The following is a 14,978-nucleotide window of genomic DNA, read 5'->3' as shown; positions in this document are numbered from 1 at the left end:
TTGGCTGCAGCTTAAGACTTTCACTTATGTCGCTTTAGTCGTGAAGCAAGTTAACAGTGCTTCACGGCTCAGCATTAAGGCATTAAAACATTAGGGTATTAGGCCTTCTTCTTACTGGCTATCCAGAGATCGACTTGTTGCTCTAACACATCCAGTGGTAATGCGCCGTTAGCAAGTACTAGCGTATGGAAGTCGCGGATATCAAATTGACTGCCAAGCTGTTGCTCTGCTTTATGTCTTAGCTCTAGTAGTTTAATCATACCTACTTTATAAGCTGTCGCTTGCGATGGCATGACGATATGGCGTTCAACCATTTTCACCGCATCCGATTTAGCATTTGGCGTATTATCCACGTAATAGGTTATGCCTTGCTCGCGGGTCCACTTTTTAGCGTGGATACCAGTATCAACGACTAAGCGACAGGCACGCCATAGCTCCATTGCTAGGCGACCAAAGTCAGAATATGGATCGGCGTAGAGTCCCATTTCTTTCGGGAAAGATTCGCTATATAAACCCCAGCCCTCAATATACGCGGTATAGCCCCCAAACTTACGGAACTTAGGAATATTTTGCAGTTCTTGGGAAATGGCTATCTGCATATGGTGACCCGGAATACCTTCGTGGTAGGCCAGCGCCTCCATTTGGTATTTTGGCATGGCTTTCATGTCATATAGGTTTGCATAGTAGCTACCTGGACGCGAACCATCCGGTGCCGGTTGTTCATAGAAGGCTTTACCCGCGGATTTTTCCCTAAAGGCTTCAACCTGCTTCACTACCATGGCGGCCTTAGGTTTTACTTTGAACACTTCATCCAAGCGCGACTTCATATTGTCGATGAACTTAGTCGCCTCAGCTAAATAGGCGGCTTTGCCTTCGGCGGTATTGGGGTAGTAGAACTGGGGATCATCACGCATAAAGCTAAAGAATTGCTGCAAATCGCCTTTAAAATTGACCTTCTTCATGATGGCACGCATTTCATTGTGAATACGTTCCACCTCAGAAAGGCCTAAGTCATGGATTTGATCGGCGCTCATGTTTGTAGTGGTCGTTCGTGCCAAGGCATTATTGTAATAGGCGGCTCCGTTAGGGAGTTTCCACGCACCATCGCGGTCATCAGCTTTGGCTGCTAAGGTTTTTACGTAACTGATGAGTTTGTTATAGGCGGGCTCGACTTGAGTAACGAGTGCTTGCTCAGCCTGTTGAAGCAGTGCTTGCTTCTCTGTCTCTTGAATCGCTAATGCGTTAACTTTACGGCGAAAATCTGCGAGTAGTGCGCTGTCGTCGCCCTTATCAAAAGGCGCACCTTTGATGATGTTTTGGCTGTCTGAAATCACATAAGCGAATATAAACTTAGGCGCGATAATGCCTTTATCTGCGCGAACGGCTAATACTGTCTGCAATTGACTTAAGCGTTTGGGCACGCTATTCAAGCGACTGATATAGGCCTTAGCATCGCTGACATCTGTGATTTGATGTTGGTTAATCAAGAAGGAGGCGATCATAGAGTGGCCGCCATACATCTGATTCACAGGGTAATTATGATAGCGCCATTGGTCATCTTCGATGTCATTTTGCAGATTTTGCTTCAGTAACATGAGGCTAAGATGAGTTTGTGGATCGAGCTTGGCCGCATCAATTTGATTGACCTGCGCTAGTTGTTTTTTTGTGCGAGCTATGGCTTTATCATCGGCGGTATCACCCAGTTCATCCCATTTATCATAGTCTTGCTTGATCCCCATATAGGTCTGCGAAATGGGACTCGCCATAATGTTTTCCATGAAGATGGTTTCGAACAGAGCATTGGCTTTTTCTGACTCGGTTTGTGCTACAGCATTCACAGGTTCGCTTGCACTGTGTAAGGCTGGCGCAGTTGATGCTGCATACGCGGGAATGGTCAGCAGAGCTGAAAGGGTCAGTGCGACTAAGCTGATTTTAGTTTTTATTGGCATGATCAGGCTTCCTAGATTGATTTGCATCAATACTAAAGAAGCTGAACAAGAATGTATGGATATTAGTGTTAGAAAATGTGTTAGCAGTAATAGTGTTAAACCGTACTATTAGTTACTAACACATTATTTATAGAGATATTTTAACGGCTAACTCAGCAGAATTGTGTCAGTAAATCATTAACAAACATATGACCTTTACTGGTTAATTGCCAATGTTCAGCGGATTCTGTGAGTAAACCGCGTTGTTTAGCTTTTTCCATTCCTTCGGTCAATGTGTCTCTGTGTTGTCCTGTGCGCAGTTCAAATTCTTGCTTAGGAATAGGTGTCATCAGACGCAGGCGATTCATTAAATATTCGAGCGCGCGGTCTTCCTCTGCAACTTCAATCGATTCGAAGGTGTAGTTGCTGGCACTCAGATATCCCTTGGGATGTTTAATTTTTACCGTGCGTATGATGCGGTTTTCTTTTGGCAGCGTCACTTTGCCGTGTGCGCCACAGCCTATGCCTAGATAATCACCAAACTGCCAGTAGTTGAGATTGTGCCTACATTGGTAACCAGGTTTTGCGTAGGCAGATATTTCGTATTGCTCATACCCTAATGCGGCCAGCTTTTGTTGACCTTGCTCATAGATATGCCAGAGCGCTTCGTCATCGGGCAGCTGCGGCGGTTTTGAGTGGAATAGGGTGTTGGGCTCAATTGTTAACTGATACCAAGATAGGTGTGGCGGGTTAAGCGCCGCTGCCGTGTCGATATCAGCCATAGCTTCAGCAAAACTTTGGTTCGGTAATCCATGCATTAAATCGAGGTTGAAACTTAAGTATCCCGCTTGGCTGGCTTTTTGAGCGGCGACTTGTGCCTCGTTTTGATCGTGAATACGTCCGAGTAAGTTGAGTTTATCCTTAGAAAAGCTCTGCACCCCGATAGATAAACGAGTGACGCCCGCAGCACGATAGGCACTAAAGTCATCGTGCTCTAAAGTACCAGGATTGGCTTCCATAGTGATTTCGATATTGTCACTAAAGGGGATTAGCGCATTGGCACCATCGAGTATGCGTTTGATTTGCAAAGCATCGAATAAGGATGGCGTGCCGCCACCGATAAAGATGGTATGGATCTGCCGCCCTTGGACGAGATGTAAATCTTGGCGTAAGTCTTCCAATAGCGCATCAACATAAGCCTCTTGTGGCAGTTCGCCATTTTGGCCATGGGAATTAAAGTCACAATAGGGACACTTTTGTACGCACCAGGGAATATGGATATACAGACTGAGTGGTGGCAGTTCGAGCTTTATCGCAGTAGTCACGGCAGTTGACGACATTATTGTGCATTCCCGCCTGTTAATACGCCTTGGGCTTGCATGGCGGCGATGAGTTGCACTAGAGCTTTACCACGATGACTTAAGGCATTTTTCTCGTTGCTGCTCAGCTCTGCCGCGCTACATTGATAATTTTCAGGGATAAAAATCGGATCGTAACCATGGCCATTGGCGCCACGTTGGCTAAAGTCGATTTGGCCTTCCCATGAGGCTTGGCAAATAATCGGGGTAGGGTCTTTCGCATGGCGCATATATACCAGTACGCATTGGAATCTTGCCCCGCGAGGTGCTGGCTGGTCTTTTAACGTCTCAAGTAGTTTCAATACGTTGTCTTGATCTTTGGCATTTTCGCCTGCGTAACGTGCTGAATAAATGCCTGGAGCGCCTTGGAGTAAATCCACTTCTAAACCCGAATCATCGGCAATGGCCGCAAGTCCGGTGATTTCGGCGGCATGCCTTGCTTTGATAATGGCATTCTCTACAAAAGTGGTACCCGTTTCTGCTACTTCGCTGACATTAAACTGGCTCTGCGGCAGTACAGTGACACCGTAGCTTGCGAGCATTTGATCGAATTCGGCGAGTTTGCCTTTATTACCGCTGGCGAGGACGATTTGTTGCATGGAATACCTATCATAAATGGGACGACGTGCGTTGGCACTATGATACCCAAGCTCAATAGTAAAGGACAGGGAAAGGGGTTGGCGCAACAGGAAAGCAACGCCAACAAAGGTATAAAATAGGTTTATTCAACGTAGAATTTTTGCTTGAACTGTAAGTTCGTGTTCAGTTGATTGCCATATTTAATTGCGATATTGAAGTTGATTTCCTGATCATCGCGGTAGGGCACTTCGGCAATGTAATAAATCGCATCACCTTCGCGGATCTCTTTAAACGTTAGATTGATTCGCGCATCTAACAAATTATTAGCAACTCCAGTAATTTCAACGGGTACTGCGGGCTTATTCGCTTCGCTAATATCTAATACGGCAATATTGATGATGCCAGTGTAGTTACTGCGCTTAATGCCATAGGATTTGGCTATGCTAGGCGTTAAAAATGTACTGCCAAGTGCCATGTAATGAATATCAAAATTGCCGACAGTTTCTTTTTGCTCGGCATTTGCAACACCGCAAAGGCTGGCCGTGAGGGCTAATACAGCGAGAAGATTACGGAACATGATGGGATACCTCATATTAGGGAATGTTGGATTATAGGGCCGCTGTGACTATTTTTTTCAATAAATTAATAGCATTCAAAGGATTAATTCGTTTTCAGTTGTACGATTCTTTAACTGATTGATCTTTCAACTGAATTACTTTTCACTATCTTGCCCCATCAGTTCAGTAATGACACTTGGGATGATCTTAGGGTCAATAATGCGGATTTGTTTATGTCGGCCAAGTTCACCTTTTATTATGTGAATGTCGCTCTTTGGCACTTTAAAAGCTTTTGCTAAGTACTTGCTTAAATGGGCATTCGCTTTGCCATCAATAGGCGGCGCAGTGATGGCTACTTTTAGCTCATCACCGTGCAATCCTACAATTTGATCTCGGCTAGCCTTAGGCTGAATGTAGAGATTAAGCAGCAAGTCACCTTGCTGCAAAGTCACTGCACTCATTAGATCACAGCCCAATAAGGGATATATTGAGCAAGTAACATATTGAGGAAATTCATACCAATAATGACCAGCATTACGGATAAATCTAAACCACCAATTGGCGGTATGATACGACGTATTGGTGCTAATACGGGTTCAGTTAACTGACCCATGATCATTACAATTGGATTATAGCCTTGGTTAAACCAGCTTAAGATTGCGCGTATTAATAGCATCCAAAATAGCAGTACCCCTGCTTTTTTGACCACAGATACAACGGCAAACAGCAAAAATAACAGTATGTCTATGCCACCGCCCGCAATGAGGCTAATTAGTAGCAGCTTGGCTATCACAACCAATAATGCGAGGACGAAAGATGCGGTATCAAATCGCCCTAAGGAAGGCAAAATACGGCGCATTGGTGCGATGAGCGGGTGAGTTGCTTTAACAATAAATTGGCTAAAAGGATTGTAAAAATCAGCCCTTGCCAGTTGTAACCAAATCCGCAAAATCACTACCATCAAATAGAGATCGAATAGAGTGGTGATTAAAAAGGTAAATGCATTCATCGAGATTTCTACCTATTAAAGTTCGATATAAAAACGTGTTAGTGGATCAAAATGTTTTAGCCATTTCTTCTGCACGATTAATACAGTTTTCCATGGCTTTTTTTACTAAGCCGCGCATATCCGCAGCTTCAAATGTCGCCAGCGCTTGTGCGGTGGTGCCGCCCTTTGAAGTAACATTCTCCCTTAAATTACCTAAGGTCAGTTGTGGGTTTTGCTTTGCCATCATAGCAGCGCCAAGCGCAGCTTGCTGCACTAAACTTCTGGCTTTTGTTTCATCCATTCCCATTTCTTTGCCTGCATCTATCATAGACTCCATTAGCAAAAAGAAATAAGCCGGTGAACTGCCCGATAGTGCAATCACTTGATCTAAATCTGACTCTTCATTTACCCACACTATTTCGCCGCCGCTTGACATCAAACGATCGCAAATGGCTTTCTGCTCGGTAGTAATGCTTTGAGGCGCATAGAGGCCAGTCATACCAACACTAATTTGCATCGGCGTATTTGGCATGGCGCGGATAAGCTTGATGTCTTGTGCCAGATAGTCGGTATATCGCTTTGCTTTAATGCCCGCAGCGATAGTGATGACTAACTTATTCGACAGCTCGACTGTCTGTAATGCTTCACAAACTTGTTGCATCAATTGTGGTTTTACTGAAAGTACTATTACATCGGCAGCTTGCGCCGCTGCCAAATTATCCTGAGAAACCAAAATCCCAAAATCGTCTTTTAGTGCATCAAGTTTACCTTGGCTGGGATTAGTCGCTTGGATGAGTTGAGCTGGATAGCCGCTATTGATTAAGCCACTGATGATGCTGCGCGTCATATTGCCGGCACCGATAAAGCAGATTTTCTGTTGATCCATTTGATTCTCTTCAGTGTGTTAACCGTTAACTTGTAACATCTTCACCTTAAATTAAGATGATAAAACGGTTAGTCATTTGAATGACTGAGCCTGATTATCGACTCTCGCTAATTGCTCTTAAATCGTTAATGTTCGGTGTTCTTAAATACAGTATTTGGGCATAAAGTGCTAAAAACAAGGTTAAACTGACCTCTAACTAAATGCCGAACGTGGATTTTACGCAGCGTAATTGCGCTCACCAAAAATGGCACTGCCAATACGCACCATAGTTGAACCGCAGCTAATCGCTGTATCTAGGTCATTACTCATCCCCATTGAAAGCGTATCTACAGCGGGATAATGCGTTTTAAGTTCTTGAAATAGATTGTTTAACATGGAAAACTCTTTAAGCTGTAACTCTGTATCTGCGGTAGCCGTTGGAATTGCCATTAGGCCCCTCAGTGCTAAGTTAGGTAGCTGAGCTATCAGTTCGGCCAGTGGCAGCATTTGAGCCGCATCTATGCCAGATTTTGTGTCTTCAGCACTGATATTAATTTGAATACAGACGTTTAATGGCGCCAATTCGGCCGGACGTTGCTCATTGAGACGTAGGGCAATTTTGTCGCGTGAAACGGTATGCATCCAATCGAAATGCTGGGCGACTATGCTGGTTTTATTGGATTGGAGTGGGCCGATAAAATGCCATTCTATGTCTGGGAAATCCCCCTTGAGCGCAGTAATTTTTTCAGCGCCTTCTTGGACATAGTTTTCGCCAAAGCAACGCTGACCCGCTTGGTAGGCTGCTATAATGTCTTCAATAGGTTTAGTCTTGCTGACGGCAAGTAAGCGAATACTGCTGGGGTGGCGGGCACATTTTTGCGCTGCTTGTGTGATCCTGCGCTGGGCGATTGCGAGTCTGTCTGCTATTGTTGTCATGATGTAATTATCTAGTTGCAAGGATATCCCAAACGATGGAAATCACTGAGTTATTGGCATTTAGTGTAAAACACAAAGCCTCGGATCTACACCTTTCTGCAGGGATATCTCCCATGATCCGTGTTGACGGTGAAGTGAGAAAAATTAACCTGCCCGCGCTCGATCATCAAGGTGTACACAGCTTAGTGTACGACATAATGAATGATAAGCAGCGCAAGGACTACGAAGAACATTTAGAAATCGATTTCTCGTTCGAAGTCCCTAATCTTGCACGCTTTCGTGTTAACGCATTCAATCAATCCCGTGGTGCAGCGGCTGTGTTTCGTACCATTCCAAGTGACATTTTGTCACTTGAGCAATTAGGTGCGCCGGAAATTTTTAAAAAAATTGCCAGTTTCCCTCGCGGATTAGTCCTAGTGACTGGACCTACTGGGTCGGGTAAGAGTACCACACTTGCCGCTATGGTGGATTACGTGAATGAAAATCGACATGATCATATCTTAACCATTGAAGATCCTATCGAATTTGTTCACCAAAATAAGCAATGTTTGATTAACCAACGTGAAGTTCACCGCCATACCCACAGCTTTAATGCGGCGCTTAGAAGCGCACTGCGTGAAGACCCAGACGTAATTTTAGTCGGTGAGATGCGTGACCTTGAGACCATTCGTTTGGCGATGACCGCCGCTGAAACAGGCCACTTAGTGTTTGGTACCTTGCATACTACTTCTGCCGCGAAAACGATTGACCGTGTGGTCGACGTATTCCCTGCTGGTGAAAAAGACATGGTGCGCACTATGTTGTCTGAATCGCTGCAAGCGGTTATTTCGCAAACCCTGATTAAAAAGGTGGGAGGAGGCCGTGTCGCCGCCCATGAAATCATGATGGGCACGCCCGCTATCCGCAACTTAATTCGTGAAGACAAAGTGGCGCAGATGTATTCGGCAATTCAAACAGGTATGGCCCATGGAATGCAGACCTTAGAGCAATGTTTACAGAACTTAGTCAATCGCGGTCTTATCACTCGTGAAGATGCAATGGCGAAAAGTTCGAATAAACAAGCGACATTTTAAGGATTTATGATGGATGTTCGTCCGTTTTTAAAAGTGATAGTGGAACGCAAAGCCTCCGACTTGTTCATCACAGCGGGTTTTCCGCCGAGTGCCAAGATTGACGGTGAATTGCGTCCCTTGGCAGAAAGTGCGTTTACACCAGCACAATCACTGGATTTTGTTGAGTCGTTAATGACAGAGGCGCAGAAGCAAGAGTTTCATTCCACTCGTGAGTGTAACTTCGCTTTTGCGGCAAAGGATTTAGGTCGTTTTCGGGTGAGCGCTTTTTGGCAGCGTGAATCGCCTGGCTGTGTGATGCGCCGTATCGAGACTAAAATCCCGGATGTCGATGATTTAAAATTGCCGCCAATTCTAAAAGATCTGGTGATGAGTAAACGTGGCCTCATCATTATGGTAGGCGGAACGGGAACGGGTAAGTCAACGTCTTTGGCGGCCTTGGTGGGTTATCGCAATGGTCATGCTCGTGGGCATATTTTGACTATTGAAGATCCGGTTGAATTCGTTCATGACCACAGAAAAAGCATAATCACTCAGCGAGAAGTGGGTATAGATACTGAGTCTTTTGATGCGGCGCTAAAAAGCTCCCTTCGCCAAGCTCCCGATGTGATCTTGATTGGTGAAATTCGTACCCAAGAGACGATGGAGTTTGCGCTGTCATTTGCAGAAACGGGTCACCTTTGTATGGCAACCTTGCATGCCAACAACGCCAACCAAGCGTTAGACCGGATTATGCATCTCGTGCCTGAGAGTAAGCATCAACAGTTATTGTTCGATTTATCATTGAATTTACGCGGTATTGTGGCGCAGCAATTGATACCGAAAGTCGATGGCACAGGGCGTCGCGCCGCGATTGAAGTATTGATTAACACCCCAAGGGTGGCGAGTTTAATTGCGAAGAACGAGCTGCATTTGCTCAAAGAAACCATGGCAAAATCCAACGAGCAGGGCATGCAGACGTTCGATCAGGCCTTGCTGAAACTTTATGTCGATGGCGAGATTAGTTACGCCGATGCGCTGCACCATGCTGATTCACCAAACGATTTACGTTTGATGATTAAATTGCAGAATAAAGAATCCACGGGCTCAGGTTTTATGGAAGGTGTCACCTTAGACATGGACTAGCGTGATAGTCCGGTTCTGGGTTAGGCAGCTCTTTATGGGCTGCTTTTTGTTTGTGTATTAGATTTTCGTTCAGCTCAATCGGTTCTACTTTATCGCTATGTTGCCATTATCCATAGCTTTTATTTTTTAATTCAATATGATCTTTACCTAGTGCGTTTACGTAATGTACTGGTAAAGGAGAAAGCAATGAAAAAATTACCTATGATATTCGCTATGACAGCGAGCTTGACGAGTGTTGGCGCTATGGCGGCCACTTGTCCCGAGTATCTGAACCTTGAAGTACGAAAATTACATTCTGAAGAGACGGTTAATCTGTGTGAATTGACTCAGGGAAAACCAGTGTTGATTGTTAACACGGCCAGTAACTGTGGTTACACCCCGCAGTTTAAAGCGCTCGAAACATTGCATGAAAACTACAAAGATAAAGGCTTAGTGGTCATTGGTTTCCCATCGGATGATTTTTTCCAAGAAGAAAATGATGAGAAAGATACGGCTAAGGTGTGTTACATCAATTACGGTGTCACCTTTACTATGCTGTCAACATCGCCAGTACGTGGTAGTGACGCTAATAGTGTCTTCAAATACTTAGCTGAAAAAACTGGTGCGCCTAAGTGGAATTTTTATAAGTATGTCGTCAGCGGTGATGGTGCGGTTGTGCAACAGTTCAATTCTAAAGTGAAGCCAGATAGTGAAGAGCTTAAGCACGCGATAGAATCTGTACTTTAATCTTACGAATATTTATTAATTAAGAGGCTGTTTTGGCTAAATTTTCAGGCTTATCCAAAGAAGTTGGACACGGGCAGCGCGGCAAAGTAGGCGTGTTGTTGTTGAATTTAGGTACTCCAGATGAACCCACAGCATCTGCTGTTAGACGTTATCTTGCAGAGTTTTTAGCAGATCCCCGAGTCGTCGAGATCCCTAAGTTAGTGTGGATGTTGATTTTACACGGGATTATTTTGCGGGTACGGCCAGCAAAATCGGCAGCATTATACCAAAAGGTATGGACTGCGGCAGGTTCACCGTTAATGGACATTAGTTTGCGTCAAACGGCAAAGTTAGCGGATAAGCTTAAAGCCGATAACTATGATGTCTCTGTCCATTTAGCCATGCGTTACGGTAATCCGTCGGTTGCTAGCACCTTGCAGAATATGCATCAAAATGGCATAGATAAAATCGTGGTGTTACCTCTGTATCCCCAATATGCGGCGCCAACCACAGGTTCTGCATTTGATGCGATTGCGGCTGAGTTGTCCAAGTGGCGCTATATTCCAGCACTGCATTTTATTAATACTTATCATGACAATGCTGACTTTATTAATGCTTTAGCCAATTCGATCTCGGCTGATTTTGAAGCCCATGGTAAACCGCAAAAATTGGTGTTGTCATACCATGGTATGCCTGAACGTAATTTGCATTTAGGCGATCCGTATTACTGCTTCTGCATGAAAACGACTCGACTGGTTACCGAGAAGCTTGGGTTAGGTAAAGATGAGTTTGTGATGACATTTCAATCGCGTTTCGGTAAAGCCAAATGGCTACAACCTTATACCGATGCGACTTTGAAAGCGTTGCCGCAACAAGGCGTGCGTGATATTGCTATCGTCTGCCCAGCTTTTAGCGCCGATTGTTTAGAAACGCTGGAAGAAATTGTTGGGGAAAATGGTCATCTCTTTGCCGAGGCGGGTGGTGAGAAGTTCCGCTACATTGCTGCACTAAACGATGATGATGCACACATTACTATGATGGCCAACTTAGTGAAGCCACATTTTTGATCCGATAATTTATCGGGTTAAACATCAAACTAAAAGGATAAGGCAACTTATCCTTTTATTTTTGTTGTGGTTTTATTTATTGTGGCATTACTTGCTGAAGTTATTTTCGAAGTAGCTTTCGATAATAAGGACGGCAGACACCGCATCGACTTGACCTTTGGTCAGTGCCTTAAACCCGCCTAATTCGAATAATCTTGCCTTAGCATCAGTGGTAGTTAATCGCTCATCTTGAGTGGCTATTTTGACTTTGAACTTAGCATTGATGCGATTAGCAAATTTACGCGCTCTGTGGGTCATATCTTGCTCTGTACCATCCATGTTTAAGGGCAGGCCAACGACGACTAAGTCAGGTTGCCACTCCTTGATTAAGTCGCCTATCTGATCCCAATTTGGGATCCCATCGACGGCTTTAATTGACAACAATGGCGTGGCGCTAGCGGTGATTTCTTGGCCTATAGCGACACCAATGCTCTTAGTGCCAAAATCAAAGCCTAATACGGTTTTCGAATTCATAGTGTGCTGACTTATATTAATAAATAGACTTAAGCGTGACCCGCTTGAGCTGAAACTTGCCAAGCATCAAATCCGAGAGCACGGCTGGCCTGTGGCCAACGGTCTTCGTGTTTAATGTCAAACAAGAGCGCATTCGTTGCTGGAATTGTGAGCCAAGAATTATCGGCAAGCTCTTGTTCGAGCTGATCTTTACTCCACCCTGCATAACCTAAGGTGACGAGGAACTTCTCGGGCGATCTGTTGCTTCCAATCGCGGTTAACACATCACGGGAAGTGGTTAGCATTAAACCACAACCCAGATCTGTGCTATTGGCCCAATAGGGCTGAGAGGTATGCAGCACAAAGCCGCGATCTTGGGAGACGGGGCCGCCCATCATGACATTGGTATTGAGCACTAAATCCGCGGAGACTTGCTCTGCCGGCAAATCCATTTGTTCTAATAGCGAATTAACTTCGATACCGAGCGGTTTATTGATCACCAGCCCCATGGCGCCTTTGGCATCATGTTCACAGATATAAATGACTGAGCGTTCAAAAAACGTACCGTGTAGTGAGGGCATAGCAATTAAGAAATGGTTCTGCAAACTCTCCATTAAACTACTCCGTTTGATGTGGCTAAGTTGATCTAGCTTGCTGCTATATTGCTAAGTCGGGCGAGATTAACCGCCAGCTAATTTAACTTTGTAGTTTTGTTTCTCAAGTAATAGCTTTAATTGCTCGCGGTTGTCCGTTTGGACTTCAATAGTGAAATCTTTAACCGTACCACCACAACCACATTGTTTCTTAAGGGTTTGTGCCATTGCTTTTAACGCTGCTTCATCGAGACCTAACCCAGAGATAATCGAAACGCCTTTACCTTTGCGGCCTTTACTGTCTCTATGGATCCTGACTATGCCATCGGATTCCGGAATCGCTTTAGTGACGGGCTCTGCATTTATACGGCCTTTGTCGGTGCTGTACACTAAGGATACATTAGGATCTGCTTTCATTGGTTTCATTCATTGATATTAGAAGATGACTTATACCGGCTCAGTTTATCAAATTTGCAGAGGTTCTGGGAGGTAAAAAAAGACCACTTGAGGATTCTCCTTAAGTGGCCAATACAAAATGCTAACTCTTTGCAGGGAAGTAAGCATATTTTTGAAAAGTAAGCTTAAAGCTCAGGATCAATTCATTCGCATGAATACCATGGCTATCAGCGCCACAGCGGTGAGTAATGCACTGGGCATAATAAATTTATGTAACTTAGGTAACGCAATTAAGCAGGCTGTTGTAACAAAACTAAATGTGGCGACTGTGGCATAGTTAGTGCCATTAGCAATGGTATCAATAACCAACCAGCCAAGCACTAGGAGGGGTAATATCAGTAAACTGGTAGGCAAGTGACGTTTTATTTTGGCGTTATTCGCTTCGAGAGAAATTTTTTCTGGTGCAAGGAAAAAAATGGCAGATGCAACCATAAACGCGCTAATAAACCAGTACATTTCAATACCTCCCTTAAATCTCAATTGATAATCATTATCATCTTTGGCTTTGCTGAAGTCAAGCTGAATGAGATGCTGCTTTTTAATCAATTGAGTTGTAGATTAGGCTATTGCTCTGTAAGCTAAATTCATATCTCTGATACTTGTCTTTGTTCGGGTCGAACATCTGAGGAAATTAAGATGAAAAATATTTTTGTTGCATTAGCTGTGTTGGCACTCAGTGCCTGTAGTTCGATGAAGTCCGGTTGGGATTTTGATCCTAGCGCCAATTTTACTCAATATAAAACCTATGCTTGGGTTGCTCAGAAAACGGATTCTGCCGGATATCATTTAGATGGCTTGATGGACCAACGGGTCAGAGAAGCGGTGAATAGCCAGTTAGCGAGTAAGGGGATGACATTAGTTGATGCAAAAGATGCTGATGTACTTGTTAATTATCTGACCAAAGTTGATAAGAAGATTAATGTTGATACCTTCAATAGTAATTTTGGCTACAACCCATACTATGGTCCAGGATGGGGTTGGGGCGGCAATATGCAGACCCAAACCACAGTAAGAGAATATGAAGTCGGTACCCTGATTATTGATTTGGTTGATAATAAAACCACTAAACTGATCTGGCGTGGTTCTGTTGCCGATACCATTCGTGACAAAAATACCCCAGAAGAAAGAGTACAGATCATCAATCAAGCTGTGGGCAGTGTAATGGCAAATTATCCACCTAAGCCTGACACTAAGTAGTTCTGATTCAGTTTGAATGAACATTAAGCGGCCTAAGGGCCGCTTTTTTGTGGTTGATTTTTATGCATTTGTCTACGGTATTAGATGATCTGCAGTTATTTATCATCTGATTGGATTTACGTTATTAATACTTATTAAAAATTCTATTTTCATAGATGACAATGTGAAAGTAACATTTTTATAACTGACTATTTTGTATAATATTTATCCTATAAATTAATAATGTAATAGGAGTCTGCATCAGATTATTAATAAGATGATGAATTAATTTTTCTAATGATGAATTCAAAATAAAATCATTATAGAACTGAGAGGTTATCAGGCAGAATCAATTCTTTGAGTTGTTGGAAGTAGCAAAGATGCATGAGACGCAGATTATTGGATTACTTTGGCTGATTGGGATTATTGCCGAGGCGATGACGGGCGCTCTGGCGGCTGGCCGCAAGCAGATGGATTTGTTTGGTGTGGTGATCATTGGATGCGCAACGGCAATTGGTGGCGGCACACTAAGGGATATGATGCTCGGAAATTACCCCTTAATTTGGGTTGAGCATGTGCATTACCTTATTGCGATTGCATTCGCTTCTTTGCTCACTGTCGCTATCGCCCCTGTGATGCGTTATCTGTCTAAGTTATTTTTGGCTATTGATGCCTTAGGTTTAGCCGTATTCTCCATCGTGGGCGCACAAAAGACGTTAATGCTGGGATTTAGCCCAACAATAGCCGTAGTTATGGGATTGGTCACTGGTGTCTTTGGTGGCGTTATCCGCGATATTCTGTGTAACCAAGTGCCTTTGATTTTTAAGAAAGAACTCTATGCGGTGATTTCACTACTGACGGCAGGCTTGTATATCGTCTTAAAAGCCTATCAGTTAACGGAATGGATTAATCTGGTTATTTGTTTAAGCGTTGGTTTTAGCTTACGGATGTTGGCGCTGCGATATCATTGGTCTATGCCGACCTTTGACTACCAATCCAGTGGCGATCAACATACACATTAAATCGTAAAACCAAATTGTAGAAATAGAACCGTTAAACAAAAGGGCAGCTAAGGCTGCCCTG

The 14,978-nt window shown here is 43.9% G+C and carries 18 protein-coding genes; 6 read left to right on the top strand and 12 right to left on the bottom strand.

Annotated elements, in window-relative coordinates:
- Window positions 1–98: 98 nt before the first annotated feature.
- The 8 genes from L5L98_RS16290 to L5L98_RS16255 all read right to left on the bottom strand — a co-directional run bounded on the left by L5L98_RS16290 (window position 99) and on the right by L5L98_RS16255 (window position 7,211).
- A complete protein-coding gene (locus tag L5L98_RS16290; RefSeq protein WP_263142376.1) occupies window positions 99–1,949 on the bottom strand; it encodes a DUF885 domain-containing protein in 1,851 nt (616 codons plus the stop codon).
- 152 nt (window positions 1,950–2,101) lie between these two features.
- On the bottom strand, window positions 2,102–3,268 hold the full coding sequence (gene hemW, locus L5L98_RS16285) for a radical SAM family heme chaperone HemW (protein ID WP_263142375.1): 1,167 nt from the start codon (window positions 3,266–3,268) through the stop codon (window positions 2,102–2,104).
- Window positions 3,268–3,885: an RdgB/HAM1 family non-canonical purine NTP pyrophosphatase gene (rdgB, locus tag L5L98_RS16280; protein ID WP_131523655.1), complete on the bottom strand. Its 618-nt coding sequence runs from the start codon at window positions 3,883–3,885 to the stop codon at window positions 3,268–3,270. Before rdgB ends, hemW begins: the two co-directional genes overlap by 1 nt.
- Window positions 3,886–4,007: 122 nt before the next feature.
- Window positions 4,008–4,442, bottom strand: coding sequence for a DUF4426 domain-containing protein (locus tag L5L98_RS16275; RefSeq protein WP_105251872.1), 435 nt, complete (start codon window positions 4,440–4,442; stop codon window positions 4,008–4,010).
- Window positions 4,443–4,577: 135 nt separating this feature from the next.
- Entirely contained in the window at window positions 4,578–4,883 is a 306-nt protein-coding gene (gene yggU, locus L5L98_RS16270; protein ID WP_028761286.1) for a DUF167 family protein YggU, read from the bottom strand.
- Window positions 4,883–5,431, bottom strand: a complete 549-nt coding sequence (locus tag L5L98_RS16265; protein ID WP_105251874.1) for a YggT family protein — start codon at window positions 5,429–5,431, stop codon at window positions 4,883–4,885. Before L5L98_RS16265 ends, yggU begins: the two co-directional genes overlap by 1 nt.
- A 46-nt stretch (window positions 5,432–5,477) precedes the next feature.
- Window positions 5,478–6,296, bottom strand: coding sequence for a pyrroline-5-carboxylate reductase (proC, locus tag L5L98_RS16260; RefSeq protein ID WP_173497619.1), 819 nt, complete (start codon window positions 6,294–6,296; stop codon window positions 5,478–5,480).
- Between the two features lie 216 nt (window positions 6,297–6,512).
- Window positions 6,513–7,211, bottom strand: a complete 699-nt coding sequence (locus tag L5L98_RS16255; RefSeq protein WP_028761283.1) for a YggS family pyridoxal phosphate-dependent enzyme — start codon at window positions 7,209–7,211, stop codon at window positions 6,513–6,515.
- Between the two features lie 35 nt (window positions 7,212–7,246).
- Between L5L98_RS16255 and L5L98_RS16250 the strand changes: the two genes are divergently transcribed.
- The 4 genes from L5L98_RS16250 to hemH all read left to right on the top strand — a co-directional run bounded on the left by L5L98_RS16250 (window position 7,247) and on the right by hemH (window position 11,178).
- Window positions 7,247–8,284, top strand: a complete 1,038-nt coding sequence (locus L5L98_RS16250) for a type IV pilus twitching motility protein PilT (protein ID WP_006082517.1) — start codon at window positions 7,247–7,249, stop codon at window positions 8,282–8,284.
- 9 nt (window positions 8,285–8,293) lie between these two features.
- Window positions 8,294–9,406, top strand: a complete 1,113-nt coding sequence (locus L5L98_RS16245) for a PilT/PilU family type 4a pilus ATPase (protein ID WP_028761282.1) — start codon at window positions 8,294–8,296, stop codon at window positions 9,404–9,406.
- Window positions 9,407–9,592: 186 nt separating this feature from the next.
- On the top strand, window positions 9,593–10,132 hold the full coding sequence (locus L5L98_RS16240; RefSeq protein WP_263142372.1) for a glutathione peroxidase: 540 nt from the start codon (window positions 9,593–9,595) through the stop codon (window positions 10,130–10,132).
- A gap of 32 nt (window positions 10,133–10,164) precedes the next feature.
- Entirely contained in the window at window positions 10,165–11,178 is a 1,014-nt protein-coding gene (gene hemH, locus L5L98_RS16235; protein ID WP_263142371.1) for a ferrochelatase, read from the top strand.
- Window positions 11,179–11,265: 87 nt separating this feature from the next.
- Here the strand turns inward: hemH and ruvX are convergent, their stop codons facing one another.
- The 4 genes from ruvX to L5L98_RS16215 form a co-directional block, all read right to left on the bottom strand.
- Window positions 11,266–11,691 carry a Holliday junction resolvase RuvX gene (ruvX, locus tag L5L98_RS16230; protein ID WP_006082513.1) on the bottom strand — a complete coding sequence of 142 codons (426 nt, stop codon included), beginning with the start codon at window positions 11,689–11,691 and terminating at the stop codon, window positions 11,266–11,268.
- Window positions 11,692–11,720: 29 nt separating this feature from the next.
- Window positions 11,721–12,284, bottom strand: a complete 564-nt coding sequence (locus L5L98_RS16225) for a YqgE/AlgH family protein (protein WP_263142369.1) — start codon at window positions 12,282–12,284, stop codon at window positions 11,721–11,723.
- A gap of 66 nt (window positions 12,285–12,350) precedes the next feature.
- On the bottom strand, window positions 12,351–12,680 hold the full coding sequence (yciH, locus tag L5L98_RS16220; protein WP_263142367.1) for a stress response translation initiation inhibitor YciH: 330 nt from the start codon (window positions 12,678–12,680) through the stop codon (window positions 12,351–12,353).
- A gap of 177 nt (window positions 12,681–12,857) precedes the next feature.
- The gene (locus L5L98_RS16215; protein WP_263142365.1) at window positions 12,858–13,175 is read right to left on the bottom strand and encodes a hypothetical protein; all 318 of its coding nucleotides are present in this window, start codon (window positions 13,173–13,175) and stop codon (window positions 12,858–12,860) included.
- Window positions 13,176–13,355: 180 nt separating this feature from the next.
- Between L5L98_RS16215 and L5L98_RS16210 the strand changes: the two genes are divergently transcribed.
- Together L5L98_RS16210 and L5L98_RS16205 are read left to right on the top strand one after the other, a co-directional pair.
- Window positions 13,356–13,916: a DUF4136 domain-containing protein gene (locus L5L98_RS16210; protein WP_028761276.1), complete on the top strand. Its 561-nt coding sequence runs from the start codon at window positions 13,356–13,358 to the stop codon at window positions 13,914–13,916.
- Window positions 13,917–14,275: 359 nt separating this feature from the next.
- A complete protein-coding gene (locus tag L5L98_RS16205) occupies window positions 14,276–14,917 on the top strand; it encodes a trimeric intracellular cation channel family protein (RefSeq protein WP_028761275.1) in 642 nt (213 codons plus the stop codon).
- The last annotated feature ends 61 nt before the right edge of the window (window positions 14,918–14,978 follow it).

This window comes from Shewanella sp. SM23, from assembly GCF_025654295.1.
In the GTDB taxonomy this organism is placed as follows: domain Bacteria; phylum Pseudomonadota; class Gammaproteobacteria; order Enterobacterales; family Shewanellaceae; genus Shewanella; species Shewanella oncorhynchi.
Note: the sequence above shows the minus strand (reverse complement) of the source record. Positions and strands in the feature narration are given on the sequence as shown.

Excerpts from the sequence above, each read along its gene's own strand:
- L5L98_RS16290 (WP_263142376.1), bottom strand. The coding sequence starts at position 1,949 with ATGCCAATAAAAACTAAAATCAGCTTAGTCGCACTGACCCTTTCAGCT.
- hemW (WP_263142375.1), bottom strand. The coding sequence starts at position 3,268 with ATGTCGTCAACTGCCGTGACTACTGCGATAAAGCTCGAACTGCCACCA.
- rdgB (WP_131523655.1), bottom strand. The coding sequence starts at position 3,885 with ATGCAACAAATCGTCCTCGCCAGCGGTAATAAAGGCAAACTCGCCGAA.
- L5L98_RS16275 (WP_105251872.1), bottom strand. The coding sequence starts at position 4,442 with ATGTTCCGTAATCTTCTCGCTGTATTAGCCCTCACGGCCAGCCTTTGC.
- yggU (WP_028761286.1), bottom strand. The coding sequence starts at position 4,883 with ATGAGTGCAGTGACTTTGCAGCAAGGTGACTTGCTGCTTAATCTCTAC.
- L5L98_RS16265 (WP_105251874.1), bottom strand. The coding sequence starts at position 5,431 with ATGAATGCATTTACCTTTTTAATCACCACTCTATTCGATCTCTATTTG.
- proC (WP_173497619.1), bottom strand. The coding sequence starts at position 6,296 with ATGGATCAACAGAAAATCTGCTTTATCGGTGCCGGCAATATGACGCGC.
- L5L98_RS16255 (WP_028761283.1), bottom strand. The coding sequence starts at position 7,211 with ATGACAACAATAGCAGACAGACTCGCAATCGCCCAGCGCAGGATCACA.
- L5L98_RS16250 (WP_006082517.1), top strand. The coding sequence starts at position 7,247 with ATGGAAATCACTGAGTTATTGGCATTTAGTGTAAAACACAAAGCCTCG.
- L5L98_RS16245 (WP_028761282.1), top strand. The coding sequence starts at position 8,294 with ATGGATGTTCGTCCGTTTTTAAAAGTGATAGTGGAACGCAAAGCCTCC.
- L5L98_RS16240 (WP_263142372.1), top strand. The coding sequence starts at position 9,593 with ATGAAAAAATTACCTATGATATTCGCTATGACAGCGAGCTTGACGAGT.
- ruvX (WP_006082513.1), bottom strand. The coding sequence starts at position 11,691 with ATGAATTCGAAAACCGTATTAGGCTTTGATTTTGGCACTAAGAGCATT.
- L5L98_RS16225 (WP_263142369.1), bottom strand. The coding sequence starts at position 12,284 with ATGGAGAGTTTGCAGAACCATTTCTTAATTGCTATGCCCTCACTACAC.
- yciH (WP_263142367.1), bottom strand. The coding sequence starts at position 12,680 with ATGAAAGCAGATCCTAATGTATCCTTAGTGTACAGCACCGACAAAGGC.
- L5L98_RS16215 (WP_263142365.1), bottom strand. The coding sequence starts at position 13,175 with ATGTACTGGTTTATTAGCGCGTTTATGGTTGCATCTGCCATTTTTTTC.
- L5L98_RS16210 (WP_028761276.1), top strand. The coding sequence starts at position 13,356 with ATGAAAAATATTTTTGTTGCATTAGCTGTGTTGGCACTCAGTGCCTGT.
- L5L98_RS16205 (WP_028761275.1), top strand. The coding sequence starts at position 14,276 with ATGCATGAGACGCAGATTATTGGATTACTTTGGCTGATTGGGATTATT.